This window comes from Rahnella sp. AA, assembly GCF_002834385.1.
Taxonomy (GTDB): domain Bacteria; phylum Pseudomonadota; class Gammaproteobacteria; order Enterobacterales; family Enterobacteriaceae; genus Rahnella.
Window position 1 is genome coordinate 226906 of sequence record NZ_PITQ01000004.1, and the last position, 17557, is coordinate 244462.

Consider the following 17557-nt stretch of genomic DNA (forward strand, 5'->3'; position numbering starts at 1 on the left):
TTAAAGCCGTTTATAATTCGTTTATGTTTTGTTGATGTTTCTCCGCCCTGTGTTGAGCCTGGGTTGATTAAAATGTTTCAGGATCATTTAGACTTAACCGCATCAAATTAGTCATCATTTTCCGCGTACTGAGAACAAGGAATCACCATGCGAATTTTAGTCATTGAAGATAACGCACTGCTACGCCACCACCTCTCGGTACAGCTGCGGGAAATGGGTCATCAGGTTGATGCGGCGGAAGACGCCAAAGAGGCGGATTACTTCCTGCACGAGCACGCACCTGATATCGCGATTGTCGATCTCGGTTTGCCGGGTGAAGACGGCCTGAGCCTGATCCGCCGCTGGCGTAGCCATCAGACCAATCTGCCGATTCTGGTGCTAACCGCCCGTGAAAGCTGGCAGGATAAAGTCGCGGTCCTGGAAGCCGGAGCCGATGATTACGTCACCAAGCCTTTCCATCTCGAAGAAGTGCTGGCCCGCATGCAGGCGCTGATGCGCCGTAACAGCGGTCTTGCATCGCAAGTGATTACACTTGCGCCTTTCCAGATTGATCTCTCGCGTCGCGAGCTGACCGTCAACGAAGAGCCGATCAAACTGACGGCATTCGAATACACCATTATTGAAACGTTGATCCGTAACGCAGGAAAGGTTGTCAGCAAAGATTCCCTGATGCTACAGCTTTATCCCGACGCTGAATTGCGCGAAAGCCACACCGTGGACGTCCTGATGGGGCGCTTGCGTAAAAAATTGCAGGCCGGGCATCCTGAAGATGTGATCACGACCGTACGCGGCCAGGGTTACCGTTTCGATATCCGCCAGTAATTGCGCAGCACCCGGCTAAAGGATGCATTATGAAAGGACGTAGTAAGACCCCCTTCTCCCTTCGCGTCCGCTTTATGATGGCGACCGCGGCGGTTGTTCTTGCACTGTCACTGGCCTACGGGCTGGTGGCCGTTGTGGGTTACATGGTGAGCTTTGATAAGTCGGCCTACCGGCTGCTGCGCGGCGAAAGCAATCTGTTTTTCAGCCTCGCACAGTGGCGTGACGGCAAACTGACCATCAATGTTCCGCCTGATCTTGATCTCAATACCCCAACGCTGGTCTTCATTTATGATGCCGACGGAAAATTACTGTGGGCAGAGCGCCGGATACCTGAGCTGGAAGCACATATCGACAAATCGTGGATGAATAAGCCGGGTTTCTATGAGCTGGATACTGACACGCAAATCAGCAGTGAAGTCCTGGGGAATAACCCGAAAGCCCAGGATAAGCTAAAAAACTACGATGACACCGACGCCAATGCAATGACTCACTCCATTGCGGTGAACACCTACAATGCGACGGCACGCCTGCCGGCTCTGAATATTGTCGTTGTCGATACGATCCCGCAGGAATTACAACGCTCGGATCTGGTGTGGGAATGGTTCAGTTATGTCCTGCTGGCGAACCTGCTGCTGGTGGTGCCGCTGTTATGGCTGGCGGCCTACTGGAGCCTGCGCCCCATCAAAGAGCTGATACACCAGGTGGCCGAACTGGAAACGCACGAACGTGAATCGCTGGATGAGAACCCGCCCCGCGAGCTGCACGGACTGGTGCGTAACCTGAATATTTTACTGCACGGCGAACGTGGCCGTTATGATCGCTACCGCACCACGCTGGCAGATTTAACGCATAGCCTGAAAACACCGCTGGCCGTGTTGCAGTCGACCCTGCGTGCGTTGCGTAACGGCAAGCAAATGACCATTGAAGAAGCCGAACCCGTGATGCTTGAGCAAATCAGTCGTATTTCTCAGCAAATTGGCTATTACCTGCACCGCGCAACACTGCGCTCTGAACAACATTTGCTGATCCGCGAAATCCATTCCGTTCCCGCCATTCTTGACGGGCTGTGCTCTGCACTGAACAAGGTCTATCAGCGCAAAGGGGTGGTGATCACCGTGGATATCTCACCGGAAGTCACTTTCGTCGGCGAAAAAAATGACTTCATGGAGGTCATGGGCAATGTTATTGATAACGCCTGCAAGTACTGTCTGGAGTTCGTCGAAATAAGTGCCATTCATACTGAACACGAGCTGGTTATTCTCATTGAAGATGACGGCCCCGGTATCCCGGAAAGCAAGCGCGAAGTGATCTTCCAGCGCGGCCAGCGTGCCGATACATTGCGTCCGGGGCAAGGGCTGGGCCTTTCACTGGCGAATGACATCATCGAGCAGTACGACGGCAAAATTATCATCGGTGACAGCCCGCTTGGCGGTGCCAGTATGCGGGTCAGCTTTAGCCTTCAGCATGGCATTGAGCTGGAATAACTCTCCCATTGTTTTATTCTCCGGCAAATTTCGCTGTTTTAGCCTCCTGAACACGAAATTTGCTGACGATTACCCAACTCAGCCGCAACACCTTCCGTTATAATCCTTTACAGACTCTCCTCTTTTTGGAAAAAAAATGGATTACCAACTCAATCTGGACTGGAACGATTTTCTGGCACGTTACTGGCAAAAACGTCCTGTCGTGTTGAAACGCGGCTTTGCAAATTTCGTTGACCCGATTTCCCCTGACGAACTGGCGGGGCTGGCGATGGAAAACGAAGTAGACAGCCGTCTGGTCAGCCATCAGAACGGGAAATGGAATGTCAGCCACGGTCCGTTTGAAAGCTATGATCATCTGGGGGAAACGGGCTGGTCGGTACTGGTCCAGGCTGTCGATCACTGGCACGAACCTTCTTCCCATCTGATGACGCCGTTCCGCCATATTCCTGACTGGCGTATGGATGATCTGATGATCTCCTTCTCCGTGCCCGGAGGTGGTGTAGGCCCGCATCTCGATCAGTACGATGTCTTTATCATTCAGGGCACGGGCCGCCGCCGCTGGCGTGTGGGTGAAAAAGTCGCCATGAAACAGCATTGCCCGCATCCCGATTTGCTTCAGGTCGAGCCGTTTGAAGCAATTATCGATGAAGAGCTGGAACCCGGCGATATCGTCTACATTCCACCGGGATTCCCTCATGACGGCTATTCGCTCGAAAACTCACTGAACTATTCTGTGGGCTTCCGTGCGCCAAATGCCCGTGAAATGGTCAGCGGCTTTGCTGACTACGTGCTTTCCCGTGAATTAGGCAGCCACCGTTACAGTGATCCGGAACTGGTCGAGCGCGAACATCCTGCCGAAGTGCAGCCAGCCGAGCTGGATAAACTGCGCGGTATGATGCTGGATCTGATCGGCAATCCGGCGCATTTCAATACCTGGTTTGGTGAGTTTATTTCTCAATCACGCCACGAGCTGGATCTGGCACCGCCAGAACCACCGTATCAGGCCGGTGAGATTTACGAATTACTGGACTCGGGAGAAACGCTGGAACGCCTTGGCGGCCTGCGTGTCGTACGCGTAGGTGATACCTGCTACGTCAACGGTGAGGCGATGACCACTGAGCATATCGCGGCTGTCGATGCGATGGCCCGCCACAAAACCGTGACTAAAGAAATGTTGGGTGATGCACTGGACGATCCGTCGTTCCTCGCACTGCTGTGTGCATTGGTTAACAGTGGCTACTGGTACTTTAACGACTGATAGTTATAAAACAGAAAGGGGCGATGTTTACAGCATCGCCCCTTTTTTCATTTTCCGTAGAGGAAAACGTTAGTGTTTCACGGCCTCTTTGGCCGTCAGTTCAGCGATACGCATAATCACAGCCACCGCTTTTTCCATGCCTTCAAGCGTTACAAATTCATGTTTACCATGGAAATTATAACCACCGGTAAAGATATTAGGGCAAGGCAGGCCACGGAAAGAAAGCTGTGCACCATCGGTACCGCCGCGGATAGGCTTCATGATCGGCTCGATATCGCAGTCTTTCATCGCCTGTTGCGCCAGCGCAATAATGTGCGGATGCTGCGCCACTTTATCGCGCATGTTGTAATAGTGGTCGTCCAGCGTCACCTCGATATAACAATCACGATGCAGTCCCTTACCCACCAAATGGGCGATATCAATGATTTTTTGCTTGCGGGCTTCAAACTGCACTTTATCGAAGTCGCGGATAATGTAGTGCATTTCCGCACGCTCTACGTTTCCCTTGATCGTGGTCAGGTGATAGAACCCCTCATAACCCTCGGTGTGTTCAGGCGTTTCCCCGACCGGTAACTCATTATGGAAACGGGTCGCCAGCGATAAAGCATTGACCATCACACCTTTGGCGCTGCCAGGGTGAACATTGTTACCGACAATTTTGATGGTTGCTGAAGCGGCATTAAAATTCTCAAACTCCAGTTCCCCCACGCCACCGCCATCAACGGTGTAAGCCCATTGAGCACCAAAAGCCGGAACATCAAAGCTTTGCGCCCCTTTGCCAATCTCTTCATCCGGCGTGAACGCGATACGTACCGGGCCGTGCGGAATATTGCTATTTTTCAGCCGGACCATTGCAGTAATAATTTCGGCAATACCCGATTTATCATCGGAGCCTAACAGCGTCTTGCCGTCGGTAGTGATAATCGTGTGGCCAAGCAACTGATGTAATACCGGGAACATCACCGGAGATAAAATTTCATCACCATTACCCAGCGCAATATCACCGCCGCGGTAATTTTCCACAATCTGCGGATTAACGTGCTTCGCGGTAAAATCCGGTGCGGTATCAAGATGAGAGATAAAGCCAATGACCGGCACCTTCCAGGCAACGTTGCCCGGTAATGTTGCCATCACGCAGCCTTTATCACTGAGTGTAACCTGTGAAAATCCCAGCTCAGTCAGCTCATTGCGCAGTGCCTGTGCCAGTTTTGTTTGCCCCTCAGTGCTGGGCGTATGTTTAACGTTGGGCTTAGATTGGGTATCGAAAGAAACATAATGAAGAAAACGATCAAGCAACTTATTCATTTGGGTATCCTCAGGCAGCTGGGTTTTATTATGCGCAGCATGAAAACCGTGAATATTGCGTCAGGTCATTTTTCACCAAGTTTAGGGGGATAAGTCTATGGGGCGGGCGCAATTTTTGACTTTACGACCAACAAACCGATAAAAAAGCCCGGCTTATTGCCAGGCCTCGTTTGTTTTCGTTAAAAATTTATGCACAAATTCAGGAACAACCTGACTCGCCAGGCCGTAATGCTTCATGTCGAATTCGCTTTCTACCTGACTGGGTTCAAGATTCAGTTCAACCGCACAGGCTCCACCGATGCGCGCCTCATGGACAAACCCGGCAGCCGGGTAAACATGCCCTGAGGTACCAATAGCAACGAAGAAATCGGCTTTTGCCAGTGCATCGTAAATCTCATCCATGCCAAACGGCATTTCACCGAACCAGACAATATGCGGCCGCAGCGGTGCCGGGAACTGGCAACAATGGCAACGATCATCAACGGTTAAATCGCCCGGCCAGTCCAGAACCTGCCCTGATTGCGTACAGCGCACTTTCAGCAGCTCGCCGTGCATGTGGATCACCCGTGAACTCCCCGCCCGTTCATGCAGATTATCGATATTCTGCGTCACCAGCAGGAAATTATCCCCGAGCGCTTCCTCAAGCGTTGCCAGGGCAAAATGCGCGGCATTCGGTTTGAGATCGTCTTGTTGCAACTGGCGACGGCGTTCATTGTAAAAACGCTGCACCAGCTCCGGATCGCGGCGATACCCCTCCGGCGTCGCCACGTCTTCCACGCGGTGCTCTTCCCACAGGCCGTCGGCAGCACGGAAAGTCCTGATGCCCGACTCGGCAGAAATCCCGGCCCCCGTCAGCACCACCACAAACGGTTTTTTCAGCGATGACGCAGCCATCGAATCACGGTGGAAAATATTCGACCGGAAACGCTGGTGGCGAATACGTTTATTTTTACGAAACCGACACAGACGATGACGTGTGCGCATAACTGCTCCTTACCTTTCTTTTCTGTGTCTTAAGGATTACTGGCCGCCGCTCAGGACTCTTGCCGGGTCGATACGGCTTGCGCGACGTGCCGGATACCAGCTCGCCAGCAAACTCAGAACCAGCGCAGTAACCAGTACGCCTGCGACATCCAGCCAGTGAACTTCAGAGGGCAGGAAGTCGATAAAATAAATATCGCCGGACAAAAACTGATGCCCGGTAATTTTTTGCAGTGCATTCACGATATTGGTGAGCTGGAACGCGGCAATCACACCAATGACCACACCGGCGACACTGCCCACCAGCCCGGCCAGCAAGCCATACCAGATGAAGACCGCGCGGATAAGCCCGTCTTTTGCACCCAATGTGCGCAAAATCGCAATATCGCTGCTTTTATCTTTCACTGCCATTACCAGTGTAGAAACGATATTGAAACATGCTACGCCGATCACCAACACCATTGCCATATACATGATGGCGCGTACCATCTGGATATCACGATACATATAGCCGTATGTGCCAATCCAGCTGCTGATATAAACGTAAGCCTGCGTCACTTCACCTGCGTCGTGCACCAGCTTTTGTGCAGCAAAGACATCGTTCACTTTAATATCAATGCCCGTGACGCTGGTGCCCATGTCCTGATATTGCTGCGCATCGGCCAGCGGCACCATGCCCAGGCTGTGATCAAGCTGCCCGCTGAGTTGTAAAATACCGGTAACCTGCAAACGGATGCGTTTTGGCTGCAACAGTTTCATTTCAGGGTCACTGTTAGGGATCATCACCGTCACCCAGTCGCCCTGCTTCACGCCCACCGCATCCGCAACGCCTTTGCCGAGGATCAGCTGTTGCTGCCCTGCTTTAAAGTTCTGCCAGGCGTTGTTTTGCACAAACTTCGGTGCGGCGCTGACACGCGGTTCGCTCTGCGGATCTACGCCTTTCAGCTGAATTGCGCGCAATTTCGCGCCGTGCTCAATAAGACCATTGAACTGGATGTACGGCGCAGCGGCCACAATTCCCGGGACTTTCTCCACACGGTCGAGCACGCCCTGCCAGTTGTTGAAGGGCTGATTCACCGGGCGGATTTCTCCGTGAGGAACCACCGCCAGCACACGCTCTTTCAGTTCACGCTCAAAGCCGTTCATCGCACTCAACCCGACGATCAGCACCGCCACACCCAGCGCGATCCCTAACGTTGAAATCACTGAAATCAGTGAAACCATGCCGCTGCGACGGCGGCCACGGCTGAACCGCAGGCCTATCAGTAAAGAAAATGGAATGCCTGACATTACTTCGCTCCCAGCAACATCGAATCCTGCTGCAGTTTGCCGTCACGCATTTCCAGCTGACGCGTCAGCCGGTTCGCCAGCTGCAAATCATGTGTCACCACCAGAAATGCCGTGCCCTGACGCACATTCAGCTCGCCCAGCAGTTCGAAAATACTGTCGGCATTGCGCTGATCCAGGTTACCGGTCGGTTCATCCGCCAGCACCAGAGAAGGATTATTGACCAGCGCACGGGCAATCGCCACACGCTGACGTTCGCCGCCGGAAAGCTCTGAAGGACGGTGGCTGCTGCGATGTTGCAGCCCCACGGCTTCCAGCATCGCCATCGCGCGCTCCTGCACTTCGGCAGATTTCTTTTTGCCAATCAGCAGCGGCATCGCCACGTTTTCCAGCGCGGTAAAATCAGGCAGCAAATGGTGAAACTGATAAATAAAGCCCAGTTCGCGGTTACGCAGTTCTGATTTCGCCGAAGAAGACATCGCGTTCAGCGACTTGCCTTTAAAAATCACTTCGCCAGACGTCGGAGAATCCAGACCACCCAGCAAATGCAGCAACGTACTTTTGCCGGAACCGGAGGTCCCGACAATCGCCATCATCTCACCCGGCTGCATCGCGAAACTCACGTCGCGCAATACATCGGTGTGCATTTTGCCTTCCTGATAAGTCTTACAGAGGTTGTCACACTGCAATAATAAAGAATTACTCATAACGTAAAGCCTCTGCGGGGTGGGTGGCAGCAGCGCGCCAGGAAGGGTAAAGCGTTGACAATAAAGCGATAGCCATCGCGACAATCGCGATGATCACCACCTGAACCGGTTCAATGTCGACCGGCAGCGAGGCGCCATCCAGCATCAGGCCAATGGCAGGCATAATCGTATTGAGCTGCGTGGCGAGCAGCACGCCGAGCAAGGCGCCAAGCAGTGCGCCTATCACACCCGCACTCGCGCCCTGCACCATAAACAGCGCCATAATCTGGCGGCGGCTCAGGCCCTGCGTTTGTAAAATTGCCACTTCCGCCTGTTTCTCCATCACCAGCAAACCCAGTGACGTAATAATGTTAAACGCGGCGACGGCAACAATCAGGCTGAGCAGCAAGCCCATCATATTTTTTTCCATGCGTACCGCCTGGAACAGCTCGCCGCGGCGCTCGCGCCAGTCTTTCCAGCTGGCACCGTCCGGCAGTTTTTGCTGGCTCAGGGTATCGACGTCCAGCGGTTTATCGAGAAATAATCGCCAGCCGGTGACGTTACCTTTCGGGTATAACATCAGACGCGACGCGTCCTGAATGTTCACCAGCATCTGGTAACCGTCGACTTCGCTGTTGGCAGAGAAGGTTCCGATAACGTTAAACAGCCGCTGGCTTGGTACGCGCCCGACCGGCGTGAACTGGCTGACGCTGGTCACCATCAGGCGCAACTGATCGCCACGACGGACTTTAAGCTGTTGCGCCAGCTGATCGCCGAGAATGATGTTGTATTGACCCGGCTGCAGTTCCTGCTGGGCGACGCCAATCAGGTATTTTGCCAGCGGGTCGTGCTGTGAAGGATCCACTCCCAGCATGACCCCCACGGCCACACTGCCCGGGCTTTGCAACACCACGTCACCGGTGGTCAGCGGCACAGCGCTGTTCACACTCTTCAGCGCGGAAACCTGATCGTGGGTGATTTTCTGCGGGTCGATTGAACCGTTCGGTGCCGTGATCAGCGCCTGAGGCATCAGACCCAGAATGTTACCTTCCAGATCCTTCTCAAAGCCGTTCATCACGGACAAGACGGTCACCAGCGCCATCACTCCGAGAGTGATGCCTATGGTAGATAACCAGGAGACAAACCGCCCAAAGCGGTCCGAAGCACGCCCGCGCATGTAGCGCAGGCCTATAAATAACGCGACAGGTTGATACATGACTTCCGTTTTAAGTGCTTGGCCGCAAATAAGTGCATGGCGCAGACTAAAGTGATCAAGGATAATAAAGGCTAGCACCGCTTTATGGAACCACTAACCCAAAGTAATCGGTTTAAGTTTGTGACGCCGTTGACCATTTTATACAGACAACGGGTTGACCCCGATTACCCCTGCAAAGCAAGATACGGTCTGCTAATTGGCCTCCTACAGCCGCCAAAACGAGAACTCCAAACAGCCTATGTCTCAAGATTATCGTTATTCGCTGCCTGAACGCCCGGGCGATACCCGTCAGTTAGGGCAGCTTACCGGCTCCGCCTGCGCGCTTGAATGCGCCCAAATCAGTGAGCGCCACACCGGTCCGGTCATGCTGATTGCGCCGGATATGCAAAATGCCCTGCGCCTGCGCGATGAAATTCAACAATTTACCGATCATAAGGTTCTGAGTATTTCGGACTGGGAAACACTGCCTTACGACAGTTTCTCACCGCATCAGGAAATCATTTCGTCGCGTCTTTCCAGTTTGTATCAGCTTCCGACGATGGAGCGCGGCATTATTATCCTGCCGGTAAATACGCTGATGCAACGTGTGTGCCCGCATGAATTCCTGCACGGCCATGCACTGGTGATGAAAAAAGGCCAGCAGCTTTCGCGCGACAAACTGCGGTCACAGCTGGAACAGGCCGGTTACCGCAGTGTCGATCAGGTGATGGAACACGGTGAATTTGCGACCCGTGGCGCCCTGCTCGATTTATACCCGATGGGTAGCGAAGAGCCGTACCGCATCGATTTCTTCGACGATGAAATCGACAGCCTGCGCATTTTTGATGTGGACACACAGCGCACGCTGACGGAAGTTGACCACATTAATCTGCTACCTGCGCACGAATTCCCAACCGACAAAAATGCCATCGAACTGTTCCGCAGCCAGTGGCGCGAGAAGTTTGAGGTGCGCCGTGACGCCGAGCACGTTTATCAGCAGGTCAGTAAAGGCACCTTCCCCGCCGGTATCGAATACTGGCAGCCACTGTTTTTCAGCCAGCCGCTGACCACGCTGTTCAGCTATTTGCCGGAAAACACGCTGGTGCTTAATACCGGTGACCTGGAAGCCGCAGCCGAGCGTTTCTGGCAGGATGCCTGCCAGCGTTATGAAAGCCGTCGCGTGGATCCGATGCGTCCGCTGCTTGAACCGGAAAACCTCTGGCTGCGCGTCGATGCGCTGCACGCCGAACTGAAAGCCTGGCCGCGCGTCCAGTTGCGTACGGATTCCCTGCCGAAGAAAGCCGCCAACACCAACCTGAGCTACGAGAAGCTGCCGGATTTATCCGTGCAGCCGCAAAACAAAGCGCCGATGGACAACCTGCGCCGGTTCAATGAATCTTTCGCGGGCAGCCTGGTGTTCTCGGTGGAAAGTGAAGGCCGCCGCGAAACGCTGCAAGATTTGCTGGCGCGCATCAAACTGATGCCGACGCTGATTACCCGCATTGAAGAAGCCGAAACTGCCGGTCGCTACATCATGATCGGTGCGTGTGAACGCGGTTTTCTTGATGCGGATAAACAGATGGCGCTGATTTGTGAAAGTGATTTGCTCGGTGAGCGCGTGGCGCGCCGTCGTCAGGACAGCCGCCGGTCGATTAACACCGACACGCTGATCCGCAACCTTGCCGAGCTGCGCCCCGGCCAGCCGGTGGTTCACGTTGAGCATGGCGTGGGCCGTTATCTTGGCCTGACCACGCTGGAAACCGGCGGGATTACCGCTGAATACCTGATTCTGACTTATGCCGGTGAAGACAAACTTTACGTGCCGGTGTCATCCCTGCATCTGATCAGCCGTTATGCCGGAGGCGCGGATGAAAGTGCGCCACTGCATAAACTGGGCGGTGAAGCCTGGTCGAAAGCCCGTCAGAAAGCCGCCGAGAAAGTACGCGACGTGGCCGCCGAGCTGCTGGATATCTACGCCCAGCGTGAAGCGAAAGCCGGTTTTGCTTTCAAGCATGATAAAGAGCAGTACCAGTTGTTCTGCCAGGCATTCCCGTTTGAAACCACGCCGGATCAGGCGCAGGCCATCAACGCCGTTCTCACGGATATGACGCAGCCGCTGGCGATGGATCGCCTGGTATGCGGCGACGTGGGCTTTGGTAAAACCGAAGTGGCGATGCGCGCGGCGTTTCTCGCGGTCTCCAACAACAAACAGGTCGCGGTTCTGGTGCCCACCACGCTGCTGGCGCAACAACATTTCGATAACTTCCGTGACCGCTTCGCCAGCTGGCCGGTGCGCATTGAAATGATGTCCCGTTTCCGCAGCGCCAAAGAACAAAACGCGGTGCTGGAAGATGCGGTCGAAGGCAAGGTCGATATCATCATCGGCACACATAAATTGCTGCAAAGTGATTTGCGCTGGAAAGACCTCGGCCTGCTGATTGTCGATGAAGAACACCGCTTCGGCGTGCGGCATAAAGAGCGCATCAAAGCGATGCGTGCGGATGTCGATATTCTCACCCTCACCGCCACGCCAATTCCGCGCACGCTGAATATGGCGATGAGCGGCATGCGCGATTTGTCGATTATTGCCACGCCACCGGCGCGCCGTATGGCGGTCAAAACGTTCGTGCGTGAGTACGACAGTCTGGTGGTTCGCGAGGCCATTCTGCGTGAAATCCTGCGCGGCGGGCAGGTTTACTACCTATTCAACGATGTTGAAAATATAGAGAAAGCCACGCAGCGTCTGGCAGATCTGGTGCCGGAAGCGCGTATTGCCATCGGCCACGGCCAGATGCGCGAACGCGACCTCGAACGCGTGATGAATGATTTCCATCATCAGCGTTTTAACGTGCTGGTGTGTACCACCATCATTGAAACCGGGATCGATATTCCGACGGCTAACACCATCATTATTGAGCGCGCGGATCACTTCGGGCTGGCGCAGTTGCATCAGCTCCGTGGCCGCGTCGGGCGTTCGCATCATCAGGCGTATGCTTATCTGCTGACGCCGCCGCCGAAAGCGATGTCAACGGATGCGCACAAACGTCTGGAAGCTATCGCGTCGCTCGAAGACCTGGGTGCCGGTTTTGCGCTGGCAACGCACGACCTTGAAATTCGTGGCGCCGGTGAACTGCTTGGTGAAGGCCAGAGCGGCCAGATGACCAGCATCGGTTTCTCGCTCTATATGGAACTGCTGGAAAACGCCGTCGAAGCGCTGAAAGAAGGCCGCGAGCCGTCGCTGGAAGATCTGACCACCAGCCAGACCGAAGTTGAAATGCGTATGCCTGCGCTGTTGCCGGAAGATTTCATTCCTGACGTCAACACGCGTCTGTCACTGTACAAGCGTATCGCCAGTGCCAAAACCGAAGGCGAGCTGGATGAGCTGCGCGTTGAGCTGATTGACCGGTTCGGCACGCTGCCGGACGGCGCGCGTAATCTGTTGCAGATTGCCGTGCTGCGCCTGAACGCGAAAGCGCTGGGCATCAAACGTATTGAAGGCAACGAGCGTGGCGGGTTCATCGAGTTTGGCGATAAAAACCGTGTAGATCCGGGCTTCCTGATTGGCCTGCTGCAAAAACAGCCGCAGGTTTATCGCCTTGATGGCCCGACCAAACTGAAGTTTATGCTCGATCTCACTGACCGGCCAAAACGTCTGAAGTTTGTCGGCGACATGCTCGGGGAGTTTACAGAGCATCTGATATGACGGCTATCGTCATAAAATAAAAAGCCCGGTGAATATTCCCACCGGGCTTTTTTATACTTTATCAGCGCGTCCCGCTACGGTTTACGCAGCGCCTTCACCTGCTCTGGCGTGATATCGCCCGGCAATCCGCCGAACGTTACGCGCAGGTAATTCACCATTTCGGCAATCTGCGCGTCGTTCAGCCGCTCCGCAAAGCCCGGCATCGGCTGCATGCTTTCGCCGTTTGGGAATTCCTGCGCCGGTAAGCCTTCAAGTACCGAAACAATCAGGTTACGGCCATCGGGCTGGCGCAGCGTGGCGTTGTTTTGCATCGCCACGGCAACGTGCGGTTTGCCGGAACCGTCAGCCATATGGCAACCGGAACACTGATCCAGATACGTGATGCGCCCGGCGTCATTGCCGCCCTGTCCGATAGCCACCGGGACAGCCGCAGGCGGTTTGTCGCCCAGCAGATAAGTGACGATCGCGCGGTGATCGTCTTCGGTAAGATGACGGGTGCTGAGATCGACAACTTTGTGCATTTCATCAAACGCCGATCCCTGTGGTGCAATGCCGGTGGCGAGGAAACGGCTGAGATCTGCCGGGTTCCAGCCGCGCTGCGCCAGCGCCTGCGGGGTGATGTCCGGCGCGGTGATCCGCCCCAGCGTTCCGCCCTTCAGGTTGTTATCGGTATGCATCTGACCCAGCGCACCGCGTGGTGTATGGCATTCGCCGCAGTGACCCAGCACATCCGTCAGATATTGCCCGCGCTGCCAGTCAGCAGAATCGCCCTGCGAACTGGCCGGGATCGGATCGGCGCTGCGGAACAGCAGGTTCCAGCCGATCATCGCCATGCGCTGGTTGAACGGGAACGGCATTTCGTTTTCCGGCACCGGCTGATTCACCGCCGGACGCGTCATCAGAAATGCGTACATGTCGTCAGAATCCTTACGGGTCACGCCTTTATACGAGGTGTAAGGCATCGCCGGATACAGATGACGCCCGCCCGGCGCAACGCCTTTGGTCAGCGCCAGATAGAAATCATCCGACGTCCAGCGGCCGATACCGTCATCTGCGGACGGCGTCAGGTTGCTGCCAAAGATTTTGCCGAACGGCGTGTCCAGCGGATAACCGCCCGCCAGCGGAGCGCCGCCGGACGCGGTATGGCACGCGGCGCAGTCGGACGCCTGAACCAGATAACGGCCACGTTCAATCTGTGTGGTGTCCGCCGTGACTTTTTGCACCGGCGCGTCCGGCGTGCGGTTTTCACGCCACCAGAGCACCGCCACAACGATGATAATCACCGCCAGCAGCAGGAGAAAAAGACGTTTTTTCATCACGCGTGCTCCCGGATCAGGCCTGGAGTTTTCATCACGACATCACGCACCGCTTCGTAATACCGCACGTAACCGGTACAGCGGCAGATGTGATTTTCCAGCGCCGCTTCAATCGCACCTTCCAGCTCATTCAGTGCGATTGGATTTTTTTCCAGACGCTCAAGCAGCAACGTTGCCGCATTGACAAAGCCCGGCGTGCAGTAACCGCACTGGAAACTGTAATGTTCCAGAAACGCCTGCTGAACCGGCGACAGCGTGACTTCGCCTTTGTCATCGGTTTTGGCATGTCCTTCGACGGTACGCACTTTTTTGCCATGAAAGAAATGTGCGCCGGTAATGCAGGTCCGCACTTCTTCGCTGGTGCCGCTTTCATGATCGACAATCGCCACGCAGGCGTGACAAATCCCCTGCCCGCAGCCGAGGCGGGAACCGGTCAGCGCTACGTATTCGTGAAGAAAGTCGATCATCATCAGGCCTTCGGGAACATCCAGCGGGCCGTAATGTTGATTGTTGATAGTCAGCTCTAAAGGCTGCGTTTTGATGCTCATTGTAAAACCTCACGAATATTTTCAGCACGGACGGGCAAATCACGGAAACGGTGGCCGGTGGCATGGGCGATGGCGTTCACCAGCGCGGCGACGACCGGGATCATCACCACTTCTGCCATGCCTTTCGGCGGATCGGTTTCCGACAGCGCAGGCAGGATGTCGCTGGTTTGTTTCCAGACGGCGACGTCGCTGGCGCGCGGCAAGTGGTAGCGGTTGAAGTTCCAGGTCCCGTTGCCCGGCCCGTCTTCGTACAGTGGCAGATACTCGTGTAATGCATGGCCGATTCCCATCGCCAGCCCGCCCTGCAACTGGCCGGAAACCAGTTCAGGCACGATCAGATTGCCGCACTCCATAATCGAATGGTGCGTCAGCAACTCAACTTTACCGGTCGCGATTTCCACTGAGATTTCGGCCAGCGTGCCGACCGCGCTGTAATAGGTCACCGACGCGTTATTACGCTGGGTTGGCGGGTAATAGACGGCGTCGCGGTTGAGCGTCTGGTATTCGCCCGCGCCCTGACGCACGGACATCCCGTCGACAGGCACGCGCTGACGGGTATTGTTCAGCGTGAAATCAGCTTCGGCCCACTGCCAGCGGTTAAAGACGTGAACGGTCGCACCGGTCAGGCCTTTCATTTCATAGGCTTTTTTCGCCAGCGTTTCGAGGCTGAGAATTTGCATTCCGTTGGCCGTCAGGCCGCCATCCACCCAGCGCGCATCTTCTTTGCGCACGATGTACGGCGCAGCCTGTCCTCCGCCAATGCCGGTTTGCCAGATGGCCATCGCCGCGGGCCACAGGCCGTGGTCGAAGATCAGGCGCGCCGCTTCGCGGGTGCTGTGGGAGAAGTAATAGGCCGAGTTACTGGCGCTGGACGGCGAGCAGTACGACGGCGACCAGCGCGGGTTGGTTTGCAGTTTATCCTGATCTTCCTGCGACATAATGTACGGATCGCCGCTGGTTTCCACCGGCAGTACGGACCAGTCGGTTACCGAGAAATGCGCCTGTTCAGCCGGTTTCCCCAGCCATTCGGCGCACAACACGGATTGCGACGTGGACATTCCCGTGCCCATTTCTGCTCCGCTGTGCCACAGGCTGATTTGCCCGTTTTCACTGACTTCCACGCGGGCAAAAGAGGTTTCTGCCCCGGTGCCGAAGTCTTTCTGCACACAGCCAAAACCGACGCCGTAGCGCTTGCCCGGATTCTGGCTTTCAAAGTCTGCCTTGCGCTTCTGACGCTCCGTCCATAACGGATGAACAGCGGCTTTTTCCAGTACTTCATCCGCACGGATTGCGCCCGCCGGAATGGCGCCCTGGGTGTTTTTCATGCCGGATTTCAGGACGTTGCGCATGCGGAATGCGATCGGATCCAGCTTCAGTTCAGCGGCCAGTTCATCCATCATCATTTCGGTAGCGGCCATGCTTTGCAGCGTGCCGTAACCACGTGCGGAACCGGCATCCAGCGCCCGGGAGGCCAGCCCGACGGCGGACAAATCACTTTTCGGAAAGTAGTAAATCGACTGCGCAGCGGTTGCGCCGACCATCACAACGGACGGCGTGAAGTTGCTGCGGCCGCCGCCGTCTGCGGTCATCGCGGCGTGAAATGACTGAAGCATGCCGGTTTCGCGGTTCACGGCAATGTCGTAGTTCATATCAAACGCATGGCGCTTGAGCGAAGACTGGAACTGTTCGAAGCGGTCGTTCGCCAGGCGTACCGGCGCGCCGTCACCGTACATCGCCGCCACTGCGCCGTAGTACGGGAAGTTATAGTGATCTTTAGAACCGTAACCGACGGTATAACACGGATGCAGGATCAGCGTTTTCACCGTGCGGTGACCTTTTGCCATCATGCGCGGCATTTCGTCGGCCACTTCCTGCGGTGATTGCGTTGGCACCACCATATGCAGCGTTTGCGAAGCGGCGTCGTACCAGCCGTTGGCGTTATCCGGCTCCAGGGCGGACGTATCCACCGATTGCGTAGTGAAATGGCGCGACATCACCAGCCAGCCCGGCGGTGGCGTTTTCAGCTCGTCAGCCATTTCACCGGCAAAGAACATCCCCTGCTCGTCCAGCTTGCCGCCTTCGCGCCCTTCCGGCCAGACCGGCAGATGTTTGCGCATACCCACCGGGAACACCGGCATATCTTTCAGGCTGGAGAACTTATCGTCTTCATACGCAGTTTCACCACCGACGCGGACAAAGCGGAAAGTGCCCCACGGATCACGTTCCAGTGGCCCGGTTTTTTCGCCGTAACGCACTACGCCATCTTTAAATTTCAGGGCATTTTTAGCGAAACGGAATTTGGCGAAATCCTGATAGACCAGAATCGCCACGGCCTGGCCGAGATAGGCCGGTGTTTTGCCTTCCGGCAGCAACATGTCTTCCCCGTAAAACGCCGGGAACGCCAGACCATCGCGCGCCAGCACGTCGGCAGTGACCAGCTGATCTGGCTGTAAATCATCGCCGAGCAGCGATAAATCTAACCCTGCATAAATACAGTCAGCCTGCGTCACGCGCAGGATAAATGCATGGGCCTGTTTTTGCGGCCAGTGCGGCATGTCTTTGGCGCGGATATCGCGGGCAAAAACTTTTTGCCCCATAACCTTCGCTTTGCCATCGATACGGAAACGGACGCGCTTGTTTTGCGCATCCCATTGTGGTGACTGGAGAATTTTCTCTTCGAACAGCGCGGCGTAGGCCTTGCTGTGCAACGGGGCGAGATAAACAGAGACTCCAGCGATCACCGCGCCTTTGACAAAGCGCCGTCTGGACGGGTTGAAATTGCTCATAAATTTCCTTGCTTCTTATTGTCTTTCTTATTTTCCGGCACTTCACAATCTGTAATAAATCCTGAAAATACCGCTTATAGCGGGTGATTATAGGTATTCAACTTAATTTAAGTCATGACGAATCACACATTTTTAATACTTCATTCACAAACTTGCGCAAAGAAATGGGATAATTATTTGTGTTGC

At 55.1% G+C, this 17557-nt stretch carries 12 protein-coding genes; 4 read left to right on the top strand and 8 right to left on the bottom strand.

Features of this window, described 5'->3' with window-relative positions; translation table 11 throughout:
• Positions 1 to 147 precede the first annotated feature (147 nt).
• From phoP to CWS43_RS11985, 3 genes are all read left to right on the top strand, one after another.
• On the top strand, positions 148 to 822 hold the full coding sequence (phoP, locus tag CWS43_RS11975) for a two-component system response regulator PhoP (protein ID WP_101077166.1): 675 nt from the start codon (positions 148 to 150) through the stop codon (positions 820 to 822).
• 29 nt (positions 823 to 851) lie between these two features.
• Positions 852 to 2306 carry a two-component system sensor histidine kinase PhoQ gene (phoQ, locus tag CWS43_RS11980; protein WP_101077167.1) on the top strand — a complete coding sequence of 485 codons (1455 nt, stop codon included), beginning with the start codon at positions 852 to 854 and terminating at the stop codon, positions 2304 to 2306.
• A 136-nt stretch (positions 2307 to 2442) separates the two neighbouring features.
• The gene (locus CWS43_RS11985) at positions 2443 to 3564 is read left to right on the top strand and encodes a cupin domain-containing protein (protein ID WP_101077168.1); all 1122 of its coding nucleotides are present in this window, start codon (positions 2443 to 2445) and stop codon (positions 3562 to 3564) included.
• A gap of 69 nt (positions 3565 to 3633) precedes the next feature.
• Here CWS43_RS11985 and pepT read toward each other — a convergent pair whose 3' ends face one another.
• From pepT to lolC, 5 genes are all read right to left on the bottom strand, one after another.
• Positions 3634 to 4869 (bottom strand): peptidase T, encoded by a 1236-nt coding sequence (gene pepT / locus CWS43_RS11990; protein WP_101077169.1) that lies wholly within the window; start codon positions 4867 to 4869, stop codon positions 3634 to 3636.
• A gap of 153 nt (positions 4870 to 5022) precedes the next feature.
• Entirely contained in the window at positions 5023 to 5853 is an 831-nt protein-coding gene (cobB, locus tag CWS43_RS11995) for a Sir2 family NAD+-dependent deacetylase (protein ID WP_101077170.1), read from the bottom strand.
• Between the two features lie 36 nt (positions 5854 to 5889).
• Positions 5890 to 7140, bottom strand: a complete 1251-nt coding sequence (lolE, locus tag CWS43_RS12000) for a lipoprotein-releasing ABC transporter permease subunit LolE (RefSeq protein WP_101077171.1) — start codon at positions 7138 to 7140, stop codon at positions 5890 to 5892.
• Positions 7140 to 7844 carry a lipoprotein-releasing ABC transporter ATP-binding protein LolD gene (gene lolD, locus CWS43_RS12005; RefSeq protein ID WP_101077172.1) on the bottom strand — a complete coding sequence of 235 codons (705 nt, stop codon included), beginning with the start codon at positions 7842 to 7844 and terminating at the stop codon, positions 7140 to 7142. The genes lolE and lolD overlap by 1 nt, the downstream gene beginning before the upstream one ends.
• On the bottom strand, positions 7837 to 9039 hold the full coding sequence (lolC, locus tag CWS43_RS12010; protein ID WP_101077173.1) for a lipoprotein-releasing ABC transporter permease subunit LolC: 1203 nt from the start codon (positions 9037 to 9039) through the stop codon (positions 7837 to 7839). The genes lolD and lolC overlap by 8 nt, the downstream gene beginning before the upstream one ends.
• Before the next feature lie 238 nt (positions 9040 to 9277).
• Between lolC and mfd the strand changes: the two genes are divergently transcribed.
• Entirely contained in the window at positions 9278 to 12721 is a 3444-nt protein-coding gene (gene mfd, locus CWS43_RS12015; RefSeq protein WP_101077174.1) for a transcription-repair coupling factor, read from the top strand.
• 74 nt (positions 12722 to 12795) lie between these two features.
• On the opposite strand, the gene CWS43_RS12020 is transcribed toward mfd, so the two are convergent.
• From CWS43_RS12020 to CWS43_RS12030, 3 genes are read right to left on the bottom strand one after another with little or no spacing between them, the layout of a single operon-like run.
• Positions 12796 to 14037: a cytochrome c gene (locus CWS43_RS12020; RefSeq protein ID WP_101077175.1), complete on the bottom strand. Its 1242-nt coding sequence runs from the start codon at positions 14035 to 14037 to the stop codon at positions 12796 to 12798.
• A complete protein-coding gene (locus CWS43_RS12025) occupies positions 14037 to 14585 on the bottom strand; it encodes a (2Fe-2S)-binding protein (protein WP_101077176.1) in 549 nt (182 codons plus the stop codon). The genes CWS43_RS12020 and CWS43_RS12025 overlap by 1 nt, the downstream gene beginning before the upstream one ends.
• Positions 14582 to 17371: a xanthine dehydrogenase family protein molybdopterin-binding subunit gene (locus CWS43_RS12030; RefSeq protein ID WP_101077177.1), complete on the bottom strand. Its 2790-nt coding sequence runs from the start codon at positions 17369 to 17371 to the stop codon at positions 14582 to 14584. The genes CWS43_RS12025 and CWS43_RS12030 overlap by 4 nt, the downstream gene beginning before the upstream one ends.
• Between the last annotated feature and the right edge of the window lie 186 nt (positions 17372 to 17557).

Coding starts and splice junctions, on each gene's coding strand:
- CWS43_RS12025 (WP_101077176.1), bottom strand. CDS start 14,585: ATGAGCATCAAAACGCAGCCTTTAGAGCTGACTATCAACAATCAACAT.
- lolD (WP_101077172.1), bottom strand. CDS start 7,844: ATGAGTAATTCTTTATTATTGCAGTGTGACAACCTCTGTAAGACTTAT.
- phoQ (WP_101077167.1), top strand. CDS start 852: ATGAAAGGACGTAGTAAGACCCCCTTCTCCCTTCGCGTCCGCTTTATG.
- lolC (WP_101077173.1), bottom strand. CDS start 9,039: ATGTATCAACCTGTCGCGTTATTTATAGGCCTGCGCTACATGCGCGGG.
- pepT (WP_101077169.1), bottom strand. CDS start 4,869: ATGAATAAGTTGCTTGATCGTTTTCTTCATTATGTTTCTTTCGATACC.
- phoP (WP_101077166.1), top strand. CDS start 148: ATGCGAATTTTAGTCATTGAAGATAACGCACTGCTACGCCACCACCTC.
- CWS43_RS11985 (WP_101077168.1), top strand. CDS start 2,443: ATGGATTACCAACTCAATCTGGACTGGAACGATTTTCTGGCACGTTAC.
- cobB (WP_101077170.1), bottom strand. CDS start 5,853: ATGCGCACACGTCATCGTCTGTGTCGGTTTCGTAAAAATAAACGTATT.
- lolE (WP_101077171.1), bottom strand. CDS start 7,140: ATGTCAGGCATTCCATTTTCTTTACTGATAGGCCTGCGGTTCAGCCGT.
- CWS43_RS12020 (WP_101077175.1), bottom strand. CDS start 14,037: ATGAAAAAACGTCTTTTTCTCCTGCTGCTGGCGGTGATTATCATCGTT.
- CWS43_RS12030 (WP_101077177.1), bottom strand. CDS start 17,371: ATGAGCAATTTCAACCCGTCCAGACGGCGCTTTGTCAAAGGCGCGGTG.
- mfd (WP_101077174.1), top strand. CDS start 9,278: ATGTCTCAAGATTATCGTTATTCGCTGCCTGAACGCCCGGGCGATACC.